Here is a 17,968-nt window from a genome sequence, read left to right on the forward strand (position 1 = left end):
CGGTTTGGGCGGTGCCGGCTTGGACGGTGCCGTTAGGGGCCCGGGCGGGGTCGCAGCAGGTGCTGGTTTGGCGGGCTTTACCGGCTTGGTCTGGGGGGCCGTGGGCTTTTGCGCTGCTGGCGGTGCAGGAGTCGGTGTGGGGCTGGGTTTTGCAGGAGCGGAAGGCTCGGCCGTGGGCTGTGGCTCCTTCGTGACCTTCTTGGTCGCAGCGGCCTTCTGCTCGGCAGCCTTCCTTTGGGCGACCTTCTTCTGATCGGCAGTCTCTTCGCCTGAGGCGGCCTTTTTCTTGGCGGCGGTCTCGTCCTCCGGGAGAGCCGGCACGGGCACCTCCAAGGAGTACTTGCTGCGGGAGGCGGGAATGACGCGGAGGCCGTCGACCCAGTCGAAGGACTGGGGGTCCACGGCCTGCCCGTCGACCCAGGTCTCGAGGTGCAGGTTTGGTCCCGTGACCCGGGTTCCGGTGGCACCGACGGAACCGAGCTGCTCGGACGCGGTCAGCCGGTCACCGGTGGCCACCCTGACGTCCTGGAGGTGGTTGTAGGTGGTTCTCAGTCCGTCCGCGTGGGTGACCTCCACACGGTTGCCGCCCCAGACGTCCCAGAACACGGCCGTCACCTCGCCCTCGGCGGCCGCCACGACCGGCAGCCCTGCGGCGGCGGAAACGTCGGTGCCGTTATGGAACTCGCGGTCGCCGCGATCGGGGGCGATCCGCCACCCGAAGGTGCCCCCGGTCAGGACGGCCCCGGGAGTGGTGGGGGCGATGAGGGTGTTGACGGGAAGCTCGCCCGAGTACAGCCTCGGTGCGTGCCGCCCCGGGCGCACCGTCGAGGCCGCGTTCCGGTCGCCGTCGCCCGGGCCGGTGCCTTGGCGCCAGGAGCCGTTGCCCGTGGCGCCGTCACGGACGGGCGAGGTGGAACGGTTTTGCCGCAGCGGTGCCGCCGGGGGGTGCTGCCGCTCCTGACCTGACGCGAAGAGGCTCCACCCGCTGTCCGACCGCTCCGAGGACGTCGAGGAACCCGCCGACGCCCCGAAGGCAGCCCCTCGTTCTTCGCCGGCCCCCGGAGTGACGCCCGAGCTGACGGCCACGCTCAGCGCCACGAGGGCCGAGAACGCGGCGAGGGCGCTCACCGGCGAGGAGGCGCGGTGACGGAGGTCGGGCTTGGCAGGGCGGCGAGAGGAGTCGCGGGGCATGATGGTGTTTCCCCCAGGACGTCGCAGGCAGCGACGGAAAGATCGAGCAACGGACCGCAGGCATCAAACATTGGTGTGCGCGTAGGAGCACGGACAATTCTCCTGAGGATACGTCTTCGCTCCCGTTAATGCGGCGTCGTGCGGGGACGCAACGCTGTATGACGCGCAGAGCTGCCGCCCTCCGGTTCGAGGTTCCTGGTTCGGTGGCGGCAGAGTGGCGCTGAGGTACCTCATGTGACGCGGTAGATACCGATGTCAGGGCGCCCTGTCGTGGGTCAGATGTTGCCGTGGCAGCCAGCGTGGTTCGCGCCTGTGGTCAGTCGAACAGGTTGGTGAGGCCGGGGGCGAGCAACAAGATGGTGGGCACGGAGATGAGCGCAGCGGCTGCGCCGATGACTGTTGCTTTTTGCCCCGTCGGCAGGGGTGTGGCCTCCAGCCGCAGGATGCGATGACGAGCATCCTCGGTAGGGGCCGTTCCTGTCCAGGTGCCTTGGAAGCGGTGCGAGGGAGCAGCGAATCCACCGGTGCTGACAAGGACGACGGCTCGGGCGAGGGTACGGTCGTCGACGCTCCGGCGGGCGCTGTCGTCGGCGAGCATCTCGACGAGGAGCCCGACTTCGCGGTGGGCGCGGTCGGCGATGGGGAACCAGGGCAGGGAAGCCCTCCAGGCGCGGAATAGCATGAGCACGATGTCATGGCGTTGGGTGGCATGCGCCTTCTCGTGCTCGATCACCGCGTCCAGCTCGTTTTCATCGAGCAGTGACAGCAGTCCGGCAGAGAGGACGGTCATCGTGGTGAACGCCCCGGGGAGGCAGTAGGCGATCGGGGCGGGGTTGTCGAGGAGCCGGGTGCCGGGGGCCTCGGGCAGCGGTGTGCTCAGGAGCAGGACCAGCTGGGCATGGCGCCGACGATCGCGTTCGGCGCGCACAATCGTGACGATCAGGTTCAGCAGCAGATGCCCGCCGAGCAGAACTGCTCCGGACAGCGCGAGGATGTGCATCGGGCCTGCGGGCACCCATGGCTGATCTCCCAAGAAGCTGGCGGCGAAGCTGATGCCGCCCGTGACCAGGTCCGGCCCAAAAGGGGTCAGGCCGAAGGTGAGCAAGGCCCCGAGCATCGACAGCCCGCCGGCCAGGGCGACGGCCTGCCAGAGCACCAGTGCGGTGGCGGGGGCGCAGGTCGGCCACTTGGCGTGCGAGAGAAGGATTGGGACGGGCCAGGCCAGGGCGAGGGCAAATGCCGCGAGGGCGATCGAGGCGCTGATCACATGGACTCAGTGGTCGTCGAGGAGGCGCCGCAGCGTTTGTGCTTCCTCGGAACTGACGCCCCCGACGAAGCGTTCGAGTACGGCGGCCCGGTCGTTGGCTGTTCCGAGGACCTCGTGCATGAGGGAGGCCATGTGCTCCTCCCGGGAGGCCGCAGGTAAGTAGCGGTGGGGGCGGAAGGTGCGTTCCCGTGTGACGAAGCCTTTGCGCTCCAGGCGGGACAGGACGGTGAGCACGGTGGTGGCGGCGCGGGGGCGGCCGCTGTCGGTGGCTAGGGGGAGCTGGTCCTGAAGGTCGTAAGCCGACAGGGGGGTGTCCGCCTGCCAGAGGATCTCCATGATGGATCGCTCCAGGTCACCTAAGGAGGTTGCACGTTTCGATTCGTTGGTTGCCACCGGCTGATTCTAGCGGACCGACCCACGTGTTCTACAGTGGTGTAGAAGTAGTTCTACGACTCGTAGAATTACTTCTACACCACTGTAAACAGGCTTGGGGGACAACCCATGGATCCGTTGGAGATCGCCCGGTGGCAGTTCGGGATCACCACCGTCTACCACTTCGTGATGGTCCCGCTCACGCTCGGGCTGGGTCTGCTGGTGGCGCTCATGCAGACGATGTGGGTGCGTACCGGCAACGGGCGTTGGCTGCGGATGACGAAGTTCTGGGGCAAGCTCTACCTGATCAACTTCATCATGGGCGTGGCCACCGGGTTGGTGCAGGAGTTCCAGTTCGGGATGGCCTGGAGCGAGTACTCCCGCTTCGTCGGCGATGTCTTCGGGGCACCGTTGGCGATGGAGGGCCTGCTCGCCTTCTTCTTCGAGTCCACCTTCCTGGGCCTGTGGATCTTCGGCTGGGATCGCCTGCCCAAGAAGCTGCACCTGGCCACGCTGTGGACCGCGGTGCTGGGCTCCGTGGTTTCGGCCTTTTTCATCATCGTCGCCAACTCCTGGATGCAGCACCCGGTGGGCGTGGAGATGGTGGACGGCCGCCCTGTGATGAACGACGTGTGGGCGGTGCTGACCAATAACACGGCCCTGGTGGCCTACTCCCACACTCTGGCCGGAGCGGTGGCAGTGGGCGCGGCGTTCCTGATTGGGGTTTCCTGGTACCAGCTGTGGCAGCGCCGCCGGGACAACATCGACACCGTCGACGATTCCGGTGCCGTGGTTGTGGGGGAGCGGGCCGATATTCCCGGGCGGGACCGGGTCGACCACGCGGTGTGGCTGTCCAGTCTGCGCATCGGTGCGGTGGTCGCCGCCGTCGCCTTCGGCGGGGTCGCCGCCACCGGGGACCTGCAGGGCAAGCTGATGTTCGAGCAGCAACCGCTGAAGATGGCTGCCGCTGAGGCGGCCTGCCACGATGGCACCAGCTTTTCGGTGCTGGCGGTGGGCCCGCTGGGAGCCCAGGACTGTGACCAGGTGACCAACGTCATCGAGATCCCGGGCCTGTTGTCGTTTCTGGCCCACGGGGACTTTGACACCGAAGTCAAGGGCGTGAACACCCTCATCCCACAGTACGAGGCCGCCTACGGCACCCACCTGCCTGAGGACCCCATGTACGGGCAACGGGCCGGCCAGAAGATCGACTACCTGCCCCTGATGGAGGTCACCTACTGGGGGTTCCGCCTGATGATCGGCTTCGGCATGCTCGCCGCGGGGTTCGCGGCGCTGGCGCTGTGGATCACACGGAAGGGCACCGTCCCGGCTTCCAAGCCCTTGATGTGGGTGGCGGTGGCCTCCATCCTGGCACCCTTCGGGGCCAACATTGCCGGGTGGGTGTTCACCGAGATGGGGCGGCAACCGTTCGTGGTCGTCCCGAATCCCAACCCCAGTGGTGTGGACGGGGTGTACATGTACACCGCCGCTGCCGTCTCCCCGGGAGTCAGCGGGGAGGAGATCCTTTTCTCCCTGGTCACCCTCGGGCTGATCTACGCGGTCCTGCTGGTGGTGGAGACGATGCTGCTCGTGCGCTACGTGCGCGGCGGGGTCGCCTCGGCCATGCCCGAGCTCGCCCACCACGAAGATGACCCCGCCCATCCCGAGGGCATGACCGGTCGGCGCGATGACGTGCTGGCCTTCGCCTACTGAGCCCGACGACCACAGAACGGCCCCTGACATGGAACTGCTTCCCACTCTCTGGTTCATCGCCATCGCGGTGCTGTGGACCGGGTTCATCCTCCTGGACGGCTTCGACCTGGGCGTGGGGATGCTCATGCTTACCAGTACCCGCGATGAGCGCCAGCGCCGGCAGATGCTCAATACCATCGGCCCGGTGTGGGACGGCAACGAGGTGTGGCTGATCACTGCAGCCGCCGGGCTCTTCGCCGCCTTCCCCGACTGGTACGCCTCCTTGTTCTCTGCCCTGTACGTCCCCTTCGTGTTCGTCCTGGTCGGGCTGATTTTCCGGGCGGTGTCCATCGAGTACCGCGGGAAGGTCCACAGCGACCGGTGGCGGCGGTGGGTGGACCGGGCCTTGGGGATGGGGTCGTTCCTGGTCGCCTTCGGGCTAGGTGCTGCCTTGGCTTTGACCACTACGGGTCTGCCGCTGAACGCTAACGGCGACCGCGTCGGCGGGGCCTTCGCCTGGCTCACGCCCTACGCGCTGCTCGGGGGGCTGGCGCTGGTCGGGTTCTGCCTCGTGCACGCCGCGGCCTTCCTGGGACTGAAGACCGAGGGCCCGGTCCGGGTGCGTGCCCGCCGGTTCCTCCTCCGCTTCGGTCCGGCTGCGCTGGTGCCGCTCACCGTGTGGGTGTTGGCCGTTCAAGTGCTCCACGACACGGCCTGGACCTGGCCCCTGGTCGGTGTCGCGGTCGTCGCCGCGCTCTTCGGGTGGACCAGCGCCCGCCTGGGCCGGGAAGGCCGCGCCTTCGCCGGTTCCGCCGCACTGCTGTTCTGCGGTCTTACCTCAATCTTCGCCAACGTCTACCCCGTGGTCCTGCCCTCCACGATCGACCCCGCCCACCACCTGACGGTGGCCAATGCCTCCAGCAGCGACTACACCCTGGGGGTCATGACCGTCGTGGCGGCCATCGGCTTGCCCGCGGTGCTGCTCGCTCAGGGCTGGAGCTACTGGGTGTTCCGCCGGCGCCTGACCACCGGCCATCTTCCCGCCCCCCACCCCGTCCTTCCCGCCGTTGCCCCGAAACTCGCCACGGGCACCCCACGTGAGGGTGTGCCGGGGAGAGGCGCGGACGGGAACAGGCAGGCATGAAACGTCCCCCACTGGGCCCCGGCGGCTCTGCAACAGTCTTTACCCTCAGCCTCCTAGGAGCGCTCAAGGCTCTGGCCCTGATCGGCATGGCCGAAGCCCTGGCTCGCGGCATCGTCGGGGTCATCGCTCATGACACGGCGGCCTGGCAACGGGCTCTGCTGGTCGGGATCGGCGCCGGGTTGCTGCGTGCCGGAACCACCTGGGCCACCCAGGTCGTCGCCGTCCGCGCCGCCGGTCGGGCGAAGCGGGGGCTGCGCCGAGAACTCGCCACCGGCCTCATGGCCGGTGGTGGCCACGACGTCGGCGCCACGACCACCGTGGGCACCATCGGCCTCGACGCCCTCGACGACTACTACGCGCGCGTGCTGCCCTCGGTCACCGCCGCCGCCGCCGTGCCTCTGCTGGTCGGGGCGAGGATTCTGGCCGCCGACTGGGTCAGCGCCCTCATCATCGTGCTCACCGTGCCCCTGATCCCGGTGTTCATGGCACTGATCGGACTGCACTCCCAGGACAAGGCCGGGGAGTCTTCCGCCGTTCTTCAACGGCTCTCCCACCACCTGGTCGAACTCGCCCGTGGACTGCCCGTCCTCGTGGGCCTGGGGCGGATCGAGGAGCAGGCTGCGGCGTTGCGCGATGTCTCCGAGCAGCACCGGCACACGACCATGGTGACGCTGCGCACCGCTTTCCTCTCCGCGCTGGTGCTCGAGCTGATCGCCACGCTCTCGGTCGCCGTCGTGGCGGTGTTCGTCGGCGTGCGTCTCGTTTACGGTGACCTCGACCTCCTGGTGGGGCTCGTTGCCCTCATCCTCGCCCCTGAATGCTTCGCCCCCTTCCGCGACCTCGGCGCAGCCTTCCACGCCTCCCAGGACGGCATGGCAGCCCTGCATCGCTCCCGGGAGATCGTCGCCGAGTCCCCGGCCCCCGACATCCGCAGAACGACGCCGCCGGAATCGAACCCCGCAACGATCAACCCCCGGCCGGACACTCCGGCGGACCAGGCACCCCTGGTGCGGATCAGCGGCGTGGTCGTGCGCTACCCAGGACGGGCCTCCCCAGCAGTATCCGGTCTCGACGCCGAAATTTTCGGCGGAACCATCACCAGCGTCGAAGGCCCCAGCGGCAGCGGCAAATCCACCCTGCTCGGGGTCCTCGCCGGAACCATCGAAGCCCAAAAAGGAACCATCCACGGGATCGACCCGGCTGCAGTGGCCTGGGTGCCTCAGCACATCCACACCGTCGGCGAAACCGTCCTCGACGAGATCCAGCTCTACGCCCACGACACCGCCTCCGCCCACCACGCCCTCGCGCGAGTCGGACTGACCGGGCTGGCCGAGGCGGACCCGAACCAACTCAGTCCCGGGGAGCTGCGCCGCCTGGGCCTGGCCCGGGGCCTGGCCCGCATCACCGCCGGGGCCAGGCTGCTGCTCCTCGACGAGCCCACCGCCCACCTCGATCCCGCCAACGCGCACCGCATCAGAAACCTCATCGACAACCTGCGCGGCACCACAACCGTGATCCTGGCTTCCCACGAAACCGAGATCACTGCCCTCGCCGATCAGACAGTGCTCCTGGGGCAGCCCGCCAGCCCCCGCGGGGAGGGGGCGCACCGCCGGCCAGGAACCACCGCCCCGGAGGAGCCGCCGGTGCCCGATCGCCAGGGCGAGGCGTCCAATTCTTCACTCGCCGAGACCTCCGGTGGTGCGTTGGGCGAGCTCGGGGCGTTCATCGCCTCCACTCGCTGGCGCGTGCTGGGGGCCGCGGCCCTGGGGACGGCCTCAGCCCTGTTCGCCGCCGCCCTCACCACGCTGTCGGGCTGGCTGATCGTGCGCGCCAGCGAGCAACCGGGAATCATGTACCTGATGGTCGCCATCGTCGGCGTCCGCTTCTTCGGCATCGGCCGTGCCGTGCTGCGCTACGCCGAGCGACTGGCCACCCACGATGCCGTCCTGTCCGCCACCACCGAGCTCAGGTCCCGGATCTGGGCCGGGCTAGCCGCCCGCGGCCTGGCCTCCCGGGCCCTGGCCACCGGTGGGGCGGCGCTGGAGCACCTGGTCGAGGCCGCAGACCGGGTCCGTGACCTGGCACCAAGGGTCCTGCTGCCACCGATGGCCGGGGCCGGCACCGCCCTGGGGGCTGTCGTCACCGTCACGGTCCTGTGTCCCAGCGCGGTGCCCACGCTCCTGGTCGCCGTTTTCGGCGGGCTGCTCGCCGGGCCCGCCGCGGCGCTGCTGGCCGATCGCTCGGCGGCCCGCCACCTCACCGTCGTTCGCTCCAAAGTGATCCGCCGCTTCGCCGCGATGGCCGCCGCCTCCAGTGAGCTGCGCGCCAACGATCGAACCGAGGACATGCTCGCCCGGCTGGACGACCTCGAGCAGCGCGCGGACACGTCGACCCGCTCCAGTGCCTGGGCGCGGGGCCTGGGCGAGGCCGTCGTGGTGCTGGCCTGTTCTCTTTCCTCCGTGCTGATGCTGGCTACCACCGCCGAAGCCCTGGCGGCGGGCACGATTTCCACACCGGTCGTCGCCGGACTCGTGCTGCTGCCTCTGGGCCTGATCGACCCGCTGCTCGGCGTGGTCGATGCGGTACAGCAGTGGTCCGCGCTGGCCCAGTCACTGCGCAAGGTCCATGCCGTCACCTCCACAACCACCCGTCACGAGCGACCTCAGCCCCCCGCCGGGCTGGTTCCGGCTCAGGTCCAAGAGCTGACGCTGGCCGACCTGGCCGTCACCTGGCCCCAGGCGCCGGCCCCGGCATTCCGCCACCTCCAGGCCACCGTGCGACGCGGCCAGTGGCTCGTCGTTGAAGGTCCCTCCGGCTCAGGCAAGTCCACCCTGCTGGCGACCCTCCTCGGCCACTTGCCCGCCGCGGAGGGCTCATGGCAGGTCAACGGCTCCGACAGCACCACCTTCGACGCCCGGCAGCTGCGGCGGTGCTTCGCCTGGTGCCCCCAGGAGGCACATCTGTTCGACTCCACCATCCGCGGCAACCTCCTGCTCGCCCGGGGTAAAGACGATCGGCCCACCGATGAGGACATGTACGAGGTCCTCACCCGTGTGGGCCTGGGCCCCTTCCTGGACAGCCTTCCCCGGGGCTTGGACACACCAGTTGGGCCCAGCGGCGGGGAGCTCTCCGGGGGGCAACGTCAACGCGTCGCCGTGGCCAGGGCACTGCTCACCCGCGCCGACGTCATGCTCCTCGACGAACCCACCGCTCACCTCGACGCACCAGCTGCCGACTCGCTGATCTCCGACCTGCGCTCAGCACTGTCCGACCGCATCGTCGTGCTCGTGACCCACCACGCCGAACAACGTGCTGGAGCAGACGTCCACCTCCGCCTACCAGGGGTGCACCAGCACCGCCCACCGCAACCCAGGGACCATGCGCAGGCCAGAAACGGCGACCGGTCACTGACGCGTGTTCTCTGACCGCCCCGCCAACGCAGACGATCTCCCAAGACATCACAGCCCCAGATGAGATACACCTCTCCCGGGGACTCCGCGCGACCTGTCCTCAGCCGCCGACGCTCGGCCGGCCTGCGCTGGCGCGGGTTGATCCACATGGCTCCAACGGGACGTCATGGTGCATAGAACCGTCCCGTCACGAGACACTGCTCGATTCCCTCACACTTCCGGGGCGGTGGAAGTGTCGGTGCTGTTGTTTGCTGTGGCGTCTTCCGTGGATTGCGTAGTGGCGGGGCGGGGTGCGCGGCCCAAATCCACCACACGGTAGATCAAACCCGCCACCAGACCCCCCAACAACGGGGCGACCCAGAACAGCCACAGCTGGGACAGGCTCTGCGCGCCACCGATGGCCGCGGTGCCGGTGGAGCGGGCCGGATTCATCGATCCGCCGTCGAACGGCGCCAGGATGGTGAGCAGGAACGCGAAGGTCGCCCCGATCGCCACCGGGGCCAGTACCGCGTTGGCCCGTGGGGCGGTTGAGCCCAGGACCACGAGAACGAACAAGGTGCTCGCCACGAACTCAATCAGAAGCACGGTGGGCCAGCCGGCTTGGGAAGTGGAGTTCTGCCCGTAGCCGTTGGCCACCGCCCCCAGAGCCTGGGCGGTGGTGGCGGCATCGATCAGTGTCATCAGCACCGCCCACAGCAGCCCCACCGCGACCAGGGCCCCCAGCACCTGGGCCACCACGTAACCGATGGCGACCTTGGGTGATGTGCGCCCGGCCACGACCGCCGCCAGGGTCACGGCAGGATTGAAATGACCCCCGGAGACATGCCCGAAAGCCACCAATACCGCCAGCAGCCCCAGCCCGAAACCCAGTGCGGAATCGATGACCTGGGTGGCGAAAATCCCGGTGCCCACCCCGGCGAAAATCAGCACGGTAGTGCCCGCGAACTCCGCCGCCCACCGGGCACCGGTGGAGGGAGCCGGGGACACCTCGTTGGTGCCGGAATCTTTGCGCACCGCTTTCGGAACCGGAGCCACCAAATCCTGAAAGTCGAGGGCGGCCGTTCCAGCATCACGGGCGGGCGCTGTGGATCCCGCAGCAGCAGGTTGTGCGGTGTTGTCGGTCATAGGGGTTCTCCTGAACGTTGTATCGACACGGCAGGGCCAGAAGGGAAGGCCAGTAAGTCCGGGCGCCGGGCGCCGCTGCAATAGGACCACGGCTAGCTGAATGGTTTTTGAGCACGGGCTCAAATGTGTCGGCCCCACAGCAGGTCCTTGCTGGTCGGTCGCCTCACTCAAGGCTGACAGAGAGGGGACTGGCGAAGGCGCTTTCCCATTCTGTGGGTTCAGCGGATGTGTTGTGGGAGCCCATTCTTGATACCGCCGCCTCGACGGACCCACCCGCTGCTGCAGTTGGGTCCGGGCTCAGTCTTCGCATCGAGCGGAGGTGAGCACGAGCCCACGCCCGGCGCCGGCGGTCCGGGCCAGGGCCAGCTCCAGTGGGCCCTGGCCGTAGGCGCGCTGCCAGGCCACCGCGAACACCGCCGCCCCGCCTGCGTGGATGAGGAACCACAGGAGGGGCACCTCGTAGTGCACCATGGCGGCCAGTGCCAGCAGGTGGGCGGTGTAGAGGGTCAGGGTCATGGAGCCCGCAGCACTGAGCGGCAGCAACCAGGCGCCGGCCTTCCGCCCGATGAGCAGGAACGCCCCCAGCACGGCCGCACCGGAGCCGAGGCCATAGAGGATCGCGATCGGGGTGTTGGTGTGCGGACCGGGGATTAGCAGCCACCACCACGACGTGTCGGGCAGGACGGGGTCGGGGCCCCAGATGATGATCTCGTCGATCTGCTCCTGGCTCAGTCCCGGGGTGGAGCTCATCAGCTGGTCAAAGCCGCCGGCCTGCATGATCAGCACCCAGTAGACCAACCACGCGGCCAGAGCCAGGACCAGGCCCGCCCCGAGCAGCCGGACCTGGACGTGCAGGGACCGCAGGTTGAGCCGGCCGATGGCTACGCCGGCAAGCAGGTAGGTCAGGTATGGGGCCGCAGGGTAGGTACCGGTGAACAACAGTTGGGAGAGCACCGTGCCAGGGTCGGTGAGCACCCCGGTGATGGTGGGATTGTAGACCTCCATCGCGGGCAGCACGCCGCGCAGGGTCTGCATCAGCACCGGGGCGGTCACCGCGGTCACTCCGGCGAGGATGAACAGGGTCCGTGCGGGTAGGTGCAGGAAGGGGATGGCCAGCAGGAAGAACATCCCGTAGTAGGTCAAGATGTTGTAGGCGGGCGGGTCCTCCGGCATGACCTGGTTCACGAGCAGGCCCAGCACAGTGATCAGCACGGCCCGGATGAGCAGCCCCACCCGGTCGGCGGTCATCGTCCGGCCCCGGTGGGCTGTGCGTCCGCCGGTGGAGAACGCCAGCCCGACCCCGGCCAGCAGCGCGAACAGGGCCGCGGCCCGGCCGGCGAACAGCTGCCACTGCAAGGTGACCTCGTAGGTCTCGGGGTCCCAGGCCGGCAAGATGTGGATGGAGAACATCCCGACCAGAGCCAGACCCCGGGCGGCATCGACGCCCACCAGCCGGGATTTTTTCACCAGCGGGAGACCTGAGTCCCCAGTTGGCCCCCGCGTCCCCGAGGTCGGGTGGTGGATGCTGACCATGCTGGTGGGCTCCTTCTCTCGGATGTACCGGCGGGCCCCCGCCCACCGGTCCGGGCACTCCAGGCCCCTCCACCCCCATTTGACCAGGGCGGACTGTCCCGGGCTTATCCTTTCCCTGTGCCCTGGCTGTGTCCGCTGCCGCGTCTCCGGGCGCGCCATGCGGGCCTGCGAACGGTCGTCTCCAGGTCCGCCACCATCAGCACCACGGATGTGCACCAGGCCGAGAACTGGCCGAGATGGTCGGCGCCCGGGTCTTCCACACCCTGGACGGCCTCTCCTGGTCCCATAGGACCCTGCAGGCCACCGGCAGGCCACGCACCTGGGAACGGTTGGGGGCGGCGGGTCGTGTCGGCGTCCCTGGCCGTCCCAGCCGGCTTCCGGTGACGTCAGCCGGTCCACATAGGGGTTAGCGGTCCTCGGTGCGCTGCTGCAACTGATCCAGGTAGGCGTTGTAAGCATCCAAATCCGGGGTGCCTCTGACGGCGGCCTCGGCCTCTTCGCGGGCGGCGTTGCGCGCATCCTCGCGGTGCCACTGGCTCATGATGAACAGCAGAATCAGCACGGACGGCAATTCACCGTAGGACCAGGCCAACGAGCCGGCCAGGACCTGGTCGGCCATCGGGTCAAGGTTCCAGCTGCCTGGCGGGGTGGCGAAAAACTCCACGACGGGTAGCGGAGCCATCATGACGATGACGCCGAAGAAGGCGTGCAACGGCATCTCGGGGACGATGTCGGCCAAGCGACTGCCGTAGGTTTGTTTGGCCGGCAACGGGTCGGCCGACAGCAACGGGATCGTGAACAGGATCCCGGAGGCCAAGAACAGCAGTTCCAGCCCGATGTGGCCGTACCAGGTGGGCAGCAACCGGTCGTCAAGTCCGCTGAGATACACCCCGTAGAAACTGACCAGGAACAACGGAACCAAGAAGGCAGGATGGATGGCGAGCCTGCCCCACCTCGAACGCAACCCCCACAGGGCCAGGCGCAGCACCACGGCGCCGGGCCCGCGATGGGGTGCAGCCCGCAGCAGCAAAGTGCCCGGGCTGCCCAGGACCAGCAGCGCGGGAACGAACATCATCAAAGTCAGCTGCTGGAACATGAACACGGAGAACATGCGCAACCCGTAGCCTTCAATTCCCGCGCCCATGATGACCGCTGTGACCGCGCACCCGGCGAAGAAGCACAGGGTCCGCCACACCGGCCACCGCCGGCGTGCCCTCCACAGCCGGGCCGCTCCGACCAAATACAACACAGCCAGCACCAGCGCGATGGCCGGGATGAGTGGAATTGGTTGCAACGTGGGGGCCAGGAAGTTCTCCAAGCTCGGCGGCTCGGACGGGACCCAGACCGGCCCGGCCATGTTGCGGTCAACCATGGTCACGGAAAGCATCGACTGCCATGAGGACATTTTTGCATGCCACAGAACGGTCCCGAGGTCCGGATCGGGCCCTGAGCCCAGGACCGGTCCAGGAGGGACGGGCCTGCCACGCCGGCCTCTCCCCGGACCTGCCCGCGATATTGGGGATCGGGGCCGAAGAGCCCCGGTGGATTCCGGTCCCCGGCGCACAGCTGGGCCGAGCATGGGAACCGGTTCACGTCTGGGCCCGTCAGCTTTTGCGCGGACCCGGCCACGGGTGCTGATCCTGGCGTGCGAACGGAGATCATGATGGGTTGCGGCGCTTCTCCAACAGGTCCTCCATGTACTTGATCTCCGAGGTCTGGCTGGTGGCGATCGATTGCGCCAGAGAGGTCACCACGGGGTTGTCAGTGTGCTCCAGGATGGCTTGGGCCATGGCTGCTCCGGCTTGGTGGTGGGGGATCATCAACTCGAGGTAGAGCCGTTCGGCCTCCTGGCCTTGGGCGTCCTCCAGCTCGGCCAGCTGCTCGGCGGTGGCCATGCCCGGCATTCGCGCGTCCGGACCAGGGCTCGTGGAGTCCATGCCGGGCATGGATGTGTGGTTCTGGTCGCCGTCGTCCATCCAGGCCATGGCCGGTTGGGATGAGGCCTGGGGCAATCCCCACACGGAGAGCCAGCCGTACATCTGCCCGGCCTGTTGTTGCTGGGTGCGGGAGATGTCGTATGCCAACCGGCGGATCTCCGGGTCTTCCGTACGGTCACGGACCAAGGAACTCATTTCCACCGCCTGCAGGTGATGGGTTTGCATGTCGCGGGCGAACCCGGCTTCCGGGCTGCCCTCCGCCGGGGTGGACGACGTCGGAGCGCTCAGCTGCCCCACCGCCCAGCCGGCCGCCACCAACAGCACGGCCGCCAGCACCAGCAGGACCCACCGTCCCCGGTGCCCTGCCGAGCTCCTGGAGGCGGCGCCGGTGGTGCTGGTGCTCATGCGACCCGGCTGGGGGCATCGATGCCGCCGGTGCAGGATGCCCCGGGCTCCGGGGCGTCGGGGGACTGCCAGTACTTGGTCACGAACTGCTCCAGGCGCTCATCTTCCGGGGAGTCCAGGGCGACCTGAGCCCCCCACGCCGAGATCATGATGGGGGCGCCCAGGTCCTCGTAGGGGGAGAGCACCACGTAGGTGTCCGGGACGGCCTGGCGTAACTCAGCCACCTGGTCCTCGGACAGGGCGGAGGGGTCGTAGGCGGCCCACACGGCCCCGTGCTCCAAGGCGTGCACGGCGTTCTCCTCGGGCACCGGCTCGGTGTAGACCCCGCAGTTGAGCCAGTCACTGGCGTGGTCCCCGCCCACCGGGGGGGACTGCTCGTAGTCCACCGCGGTCTCCACGTGGGAGTTGCCGAGGCCCTCGTAGGTCTGCAGCCCGGCGATCTCGATGTCCTCCCGCGCCTGGGGCGGGGGATCGTTGATCACCGCCACCGTCACCAGGGCCCCGACCGCCGCGACAGCCGTCACCGCGCCCGCGCCCGCCAGGAGCCGCCGCCTGCGGGTGGCCCGGGCATCGGCCGCCCAGTGCTGATCCAGCAGCGCAGCACGTTGCTGCCGCGCCCGCTCCGGGTCCGTACCGCCAGCCATGCGTCCTCCTTGAAAGGCCCAAAAAGGGTCTTGCTCCTCATGAACGGGCAGGACAGTAGCTCACTGCGCTGAGCCTTTCCTGCAAGGCCTTCTTCGGAAGATCGTCCACCATCCACTCCTGGACATGTCGGCGAGTGTGCATCCTCGAGCGCAGGAGAGGCGCGTCCTCGGTGGCTAACGGCGACGACGCAGAAGATCCAGGCCTGGGGCGGGATGTGAGGACCGGGTGCGCACTCCTTGCTGGTCGTTCAAAGAGGACGCACCCGGAGTATGTGATGCCTGAACCGGCTCAGCGTAGGCAAACCTGGACCGGCCCGGAGCCGACGTTGACGCTGTCGAGGACCGCCTGGTGGCCGTTCCGGCCGCCGTGCACGGCCTCGCCGCCGCCGGGATGGACCCCGATGTGGGCGCCCCCGGGGAGCAGTCGACGAGGACATCGGTCTGGGTCTGGACGGTGGAGACGCGGGCGCCGGACTCAAGTGGTCGGCCGGTTAGCCGCGGAAACTGGTTCAGGCCGCGCCCAGCGCATCACTCACCGCCCCAGTGCAGGCCTGATCCCGGACGGTGTCACCGAAACGACCGATGTCCGACGGGGGTGCTTTCGGAGAGGAGCACTCCCGCAGCAGGTGAAGGGCGCAGCAGGTGCGCGTGAGGTAGAGGCGGTCCGGCCCCGGGTGAGAGCGGTCCGGGGATCTGCTGCGGTGACCATGTGGGGCACCGCAGCAGCGAGTCCGGCTCAGCGGTAGGTGTAGTACCCGTCAACGCCATGCCCCTCGATGGGTACTACACCTACCGCTGAGCTTCGCCCCACCAGTGGTGGCCGGTTGACGGGAGGCCTTCCGTCAGGTGCGAAGTGCTCCGAGAGGATCGTCATCGGCGACATATTTGGGGTACTTCGTGCCTGGATCGCAGAGTCGATCGGTCGCCACGGCCCGGCCGCCTTGCACCCGGTCGGGAAACGGCGCACGGGCGGGCTGCCCAGCGGAGCAGCGCAGAAAGTGATCATGGGCTCCACCCGTCTCCTGCCGGAGGCAGACAATCGCCTTCCCTCCCCGCAGGGGCATTGCGGCAACGGCCGCACGAGGTGCCGTGGTGGTTCGAGGACGGGGGCGCCGCAGTGGCGGACGGCACCCCCATCCGCCCACACCGTAGGGACACAAGCTGGACATTGCCCGAGCCTCGCTCGACCCCGCCCCTCTTTGATACAGATTCTGCTGTACGGTTGTGGCATGAGGATCTTGTCCCCGGTCGAGGTGATGTCCCGGTTCGGCAAAGCACTGGCCGATCCCACCCGGGCCGCGGTGCTGCTGCAGCTGCAGCAGGGCCCGGCGGTGCCCTTGGAACTGGCGGCCCAGATCGGGGTGAGCCGGCAGATCCTGTCCAACCACCTGGCCTGCCTGCGCGACTGCGGGCTGGTCGTGGGCGTGCCGGCCGGACGCAATGTGCGCTATGAGCTCTCGGACCCGAAGCTGGCCCACGCCCTGGAGGACCTGCTGGGCACGATTCTCACCGTCGAGGCGGTGTGCCAGTGCGGCACGCCGGAGTGCGCCGCCGAGGAGCTCGCCGGTGCGGCCAGCACCCAAGAGGTTCCGGCGTGAGCGGTGAGCACGATCACGCCCACGGTGCCACCGGGCGGCGGGGAAAGCTGGCAGTAGTCTTCGCCATCACCGCCACGATCATGGTCGCCGAGATCATCGGCGCGGTGATCTCGGGCAGCCTGGCGCTGCTGGCCGATGCCGGGCACATGTTCACCGACTCCGCCGGGCTGCTGATCGCGCTGATCGCGGCGACCCTGGCCCTGAAGCCGGCCACGGACAAACGCACCTGGGGGTACAAGCGGGCGGAGATCGTCGCCGCGGCCGCCCAGGCCTCGGTGCTGCTGGCCGTGGGCGGGTTCGTTGCCGTCGAAGGTATCCGCCGGCTGCTGGAGCCCCCGGAGGTCGAGTCTTCGGCCATGCTGTGGTTCGGGGTGATCGGGCTGGTCGGCAACATCATCGGGCTGATCATCCTGGCCTCGGGGCGGGGAGAGAACCTGAACATGAAGGCCGCCTTCCTGGAGGTCGCCAACGACGCCCTGGGCTCGGTGGCGGTCATCGTCTCCGCGATCGTCATCGCCACCACTGGGTGGACCCAGGCGGATGCGATCGTGTCCCTGCTGATCGCCGCCCTGATCGTGCCCCGGGCCCTGATTCTGCTGCGCGACACCATCGAGGTCCTGATGGAAACCACTCCCAAGGGTCTGGATCTGGATGAGGTCCGCACCCGCCTGGAGTCCCTGCCCCACGTGGTGGGGGTGCACGACCTGCACGCCTCACGCATCGACTCCGACACCCCGGTGCTCTCGGCCCACGTCACCGTCCACGACGGCTGCCTGAGCGCCGAGCACGCCGGTGTCGTGCTGGCGGATCTGCAGGCCTGTGTGGCCCGTGACTTCGACGTGGCCATCGAGCACTCCACCTTCCAGATCGAACCGGCCTCCCACCGCGGGGACGAGACTCTCCGCCACTAGAACCCCTCCACTCCCGGTATGCCCTGCTGCCTGAGACAGAACGGAAACCCCTTGTGAGCACTACCGCCAGTACGAGCGCCCCCCAGCGGAAACCCTCGAAGGCCAAGATCCTCGTGTGGATCCTCCTGGTCGCCATCGTGGCCGCCGTGGCCATCCCGATCCTCATCGCCCGTGCCAATTCCACCCCTGAAGTACCCGAAGATGTGGGGCAGCTGGTGCGAGAGAACAGCCGAGTGCTCTCGAAGGCCCCGGATGAGCAGGCGGTGCTGGTGGAGTTCCTGGACTACGAGTGCGAGGCCTGCCGGGCCGCCTACCCCTTCGTCGAAGACCTGCGGGCCGAGTACGGCGACACCGTCACCTTCGTGCACCGCTATTTCCCGTTGCCGGGTCACCGCAACTCCGTCAACGCCGCGGTGGCCGTGGAGGCCGCCGCCCAGCAGGGACAGTACGAGGCCATGTATCAGCGCATGTTCGAGACCCAGGCCGAATGGGGGGAATCGGCCGAGGACCAGAGCGCACTCTTCCGCGGCTTCGCCGAGGACCTCGGCCTGGACATGGCCGCCTTCGATGCCGCGGTGGCCGACCCGGCCACCGAAGAGCGGATCAAGCTCGATGTGGCTGACGGTGAAGCCCTGGGCGTGGCCGGGACCCCGACGTTCTACCTCGACGGAGAAGTGCTCAACCCCGAATCCCTGGAAGCCTTCCGGGCCGCTGTCGAGACCGCAGCCACCGACTGACC

At 68.5% G+C, this 17,968-nt stretch carries 14 protein-coding genes; 6 read left to right on the plus strand and 8 right to left on the minus strand.

Features of this window, described 5'->3' with window-relative positions:
* The 3 genes from Q4E95_RS01340 to Q4E95_RS01350 all read right to left on the minus strand — a co-directional run.
* The coding region (locus tag Q4E95_RS01340) for a M23 family metallopeptidase (RefSeq protein WP_303381614.1) at positions 1 to 1,191 on the minus strand (1,191 nt) is incomplete at its 3' end.
* Between the two features lie 316 nt (positions 1,192 to 1,507).
* On the minus strand, positions 1,508 to 2,458 hold the full coding sequence (locus Q4E95_RS01345) for a M56 family metallopeptidase (protein ID WP_062737393.1): 951 nt from the start codon (positions 2,456 to 2,458) through the stop codon (positions 1,508 to 1,510).
* A gap of 6 nt (positions 2,459 to 2,464) precedes the next feature.
* The gene (locus Q4E95_RS01350; RefSeq protein ID WP_219930804.1) at positions 2,465 to 2,851 is read right to left on the minus strand and encodes a BlaI/MecI/CopY family transcriptional regulator; all 387 of its coding nucleotides are present in this window, start codon (positions 2,849 to 2,851) and stop codon (positions 2,465 to 2,467) included.
* Positions 2,852 to 2,959: 108 nt separating this feature from the next.
* On the opposite strand from Q4E95_RS01350, the gene Q4E95_RS01355 reads away from it, so the two are divergent.
* The 3 genes from Q4E95_RS01355 to cydD are packed head-to-tail and all read left to right on the plus strand — an operon-like array spanning position 2,960 to position 9,091.
* Positions 2,960 to 4,543, plus strand: a complete 1,584-nt coding sequence (locus Q4E95_RS01355) for a cytochrome ubiquinol oxidase subunit I (RefSeq protein ID WP_062737391.1) — start codon at positions 2,960 to 2,962, stop codon at positions 4,541 to 4,543.
* 28 nt (positions 4,544 to 4,571) lie between these two features.
* Positions 4,572 to 5,666, plus strand: coding sequence for a cytochrome d ubiquinol oxidase subunit II (gene cydB / locus Q4E95_RS01360; protein WP_062737390.1), 1,095 nt, complete (start codon positions 4,572 to 4,574; stop codon positions 5,664 to 5,666).
* Positions 5,663 to 9,091 carry a thiol reductant ABC exporter subunit CydD gene (gene cydD / locus Q4E95_RS01365; RefSeq protein ID WP_062737389.1) on the plus strand — a complete coding sequence of 1,143 codons (3,429 nt, stop codon included), beginning with the start codon at positions 5,663 to 5,665 and terminating at the stop codon, positions 9,089 to 9,091. The genes cydB and cydD overlap by 4 nt, the downstream gene beginning before the upstream one ends.
* A 195-nt stretch (positions 9,092 to 9,286) precedes the next feature.
* Here the strand turns inward: cydD and Q4E95_RS01370 are convergent, their stop codons facing one another.
* From Q4E95_RS01370 to Q4E95_RS01390, 5 genes are all read right to left on the minus strand, one after another.
* Complete coding sequence (locus Q4E95_RS01370; protein ID WP_084271836.1) at positions 9,287 to 10,201, minus strand: MIP/aquaporin family protein; 915 nt, start codon at positions 10,199 to 10,201, stop codon at positions 9,287 to 9,289.
* A gap of 297 nt (positions 10,202 to 10,498) precedes the next feature.
* Complete coding sequence (locus Q4E95_RS01375) at positions 10,499 to 11,668, minus strand: heparan-alpha-glucosaminide N-acetyltransferase domain-containing protein (protein ID WP_219930791.1); 1,170 nt, start codon at positions 11,666 to 11,668, stop codon at positions 10,499 to 10,501.
* A gap of 472 nt (positions 11,669 to 12,140) precedes the next feature.
* Entirely contained in the window at positions 12,141 to 13,106 is a 966-nt protein-coding gene (locus Q4E95_RS01380; RefSeq protein ID WP_062737404.1) for a cytochrome c oxidase assembly protein, read from the minus strand.
* A 286-nt stretch (positions 13,107 to 13,392) separates the two neighbouring features.
* Positions 13,393 to 14,076, minus strand: coding sequence for a DUF305 domain-containing protein (locus Q4E95_RS01385; RefSeq protein ID WP_062737386.1), 684 nt, complete (start codon positions 14,074 to 14,076; stop codon positions 13,393 to 13,395).
* Positions 14,073 to 14,720, minus strand: a complete 648-nt coding sequence (locus Q4E95_RS01390) for a DUF3105 domain-containing protein (RefSeq protein ID WP_062737385.1) — start codon at positions 14,718 to 14,720, stop codon at positions 14,073 to 14,075. Before Q4E95_RS01390 ends, Q4E95_RS01385 begins: the two co-directional genes overlap by 4 nt.
* Before the next feature lie 1,229 nt (positions 14,721 to 15,949).
* On the opposite strand from Q4E95_RS01390, the gene Q4E95_RS01395 reads away from it, so the two are divergent.
* From Q4E95_RS01395 to Q4E95_RS01405, 3 genes are read left to right on the plus strand one after another with little or no spacing between them, the layout of a single operon-like run.
* Positions 15,950 to 16,318, plus strand: a complete 369-nt coding sequence (locus Q4E95_RS01395; protein ID WP_129701470.1) for a helix-turn-helix transcriptional regulator — start codon at positions 15,950 to 15,952, stop codon at positions 16,316 to 16,318.
* Complete coding sequence (locus Q4E95_RS01400) at positions 16,315 to 17,229, plus strand: cation diffusion facilitator family transporter (protein WP_062737366.1); 915 nt, start codon at positions 16,315 to 16,317, stop codon at positions 17,227 to 17,229. The genes Q4E95_RS01395 and Q4E95_RS01400 overlap by 4 nt, the downstream gene beginning before the upstream one ends.
* A gap of 53 nt (positions 17,230 to 17,282) precedes the next feature.
* Complete coding sequence (locus Q4E95_RS01405) at positions 17,283 to 17,966, plus strand: thioredoxin domain-containing protein (protein ID WP_062737365.1); 684 nt, start codon at positions 17,283 to 17,285, stop codon at positions 17,964 to 17,966.
* The last annotated feature ends 2 nt before the right edge of the window (positions 17,967 to 17,968 follow it).

Source organism: Kocuria sp. (assembly GCF_030536815.1).
GTDB classification, from domain to species: Bacteria; Actinomycetota; Actinomycetes; order Actinomycetales; family Micrococcaceae; genus Kocuria; species Kocuria gwangalliensis.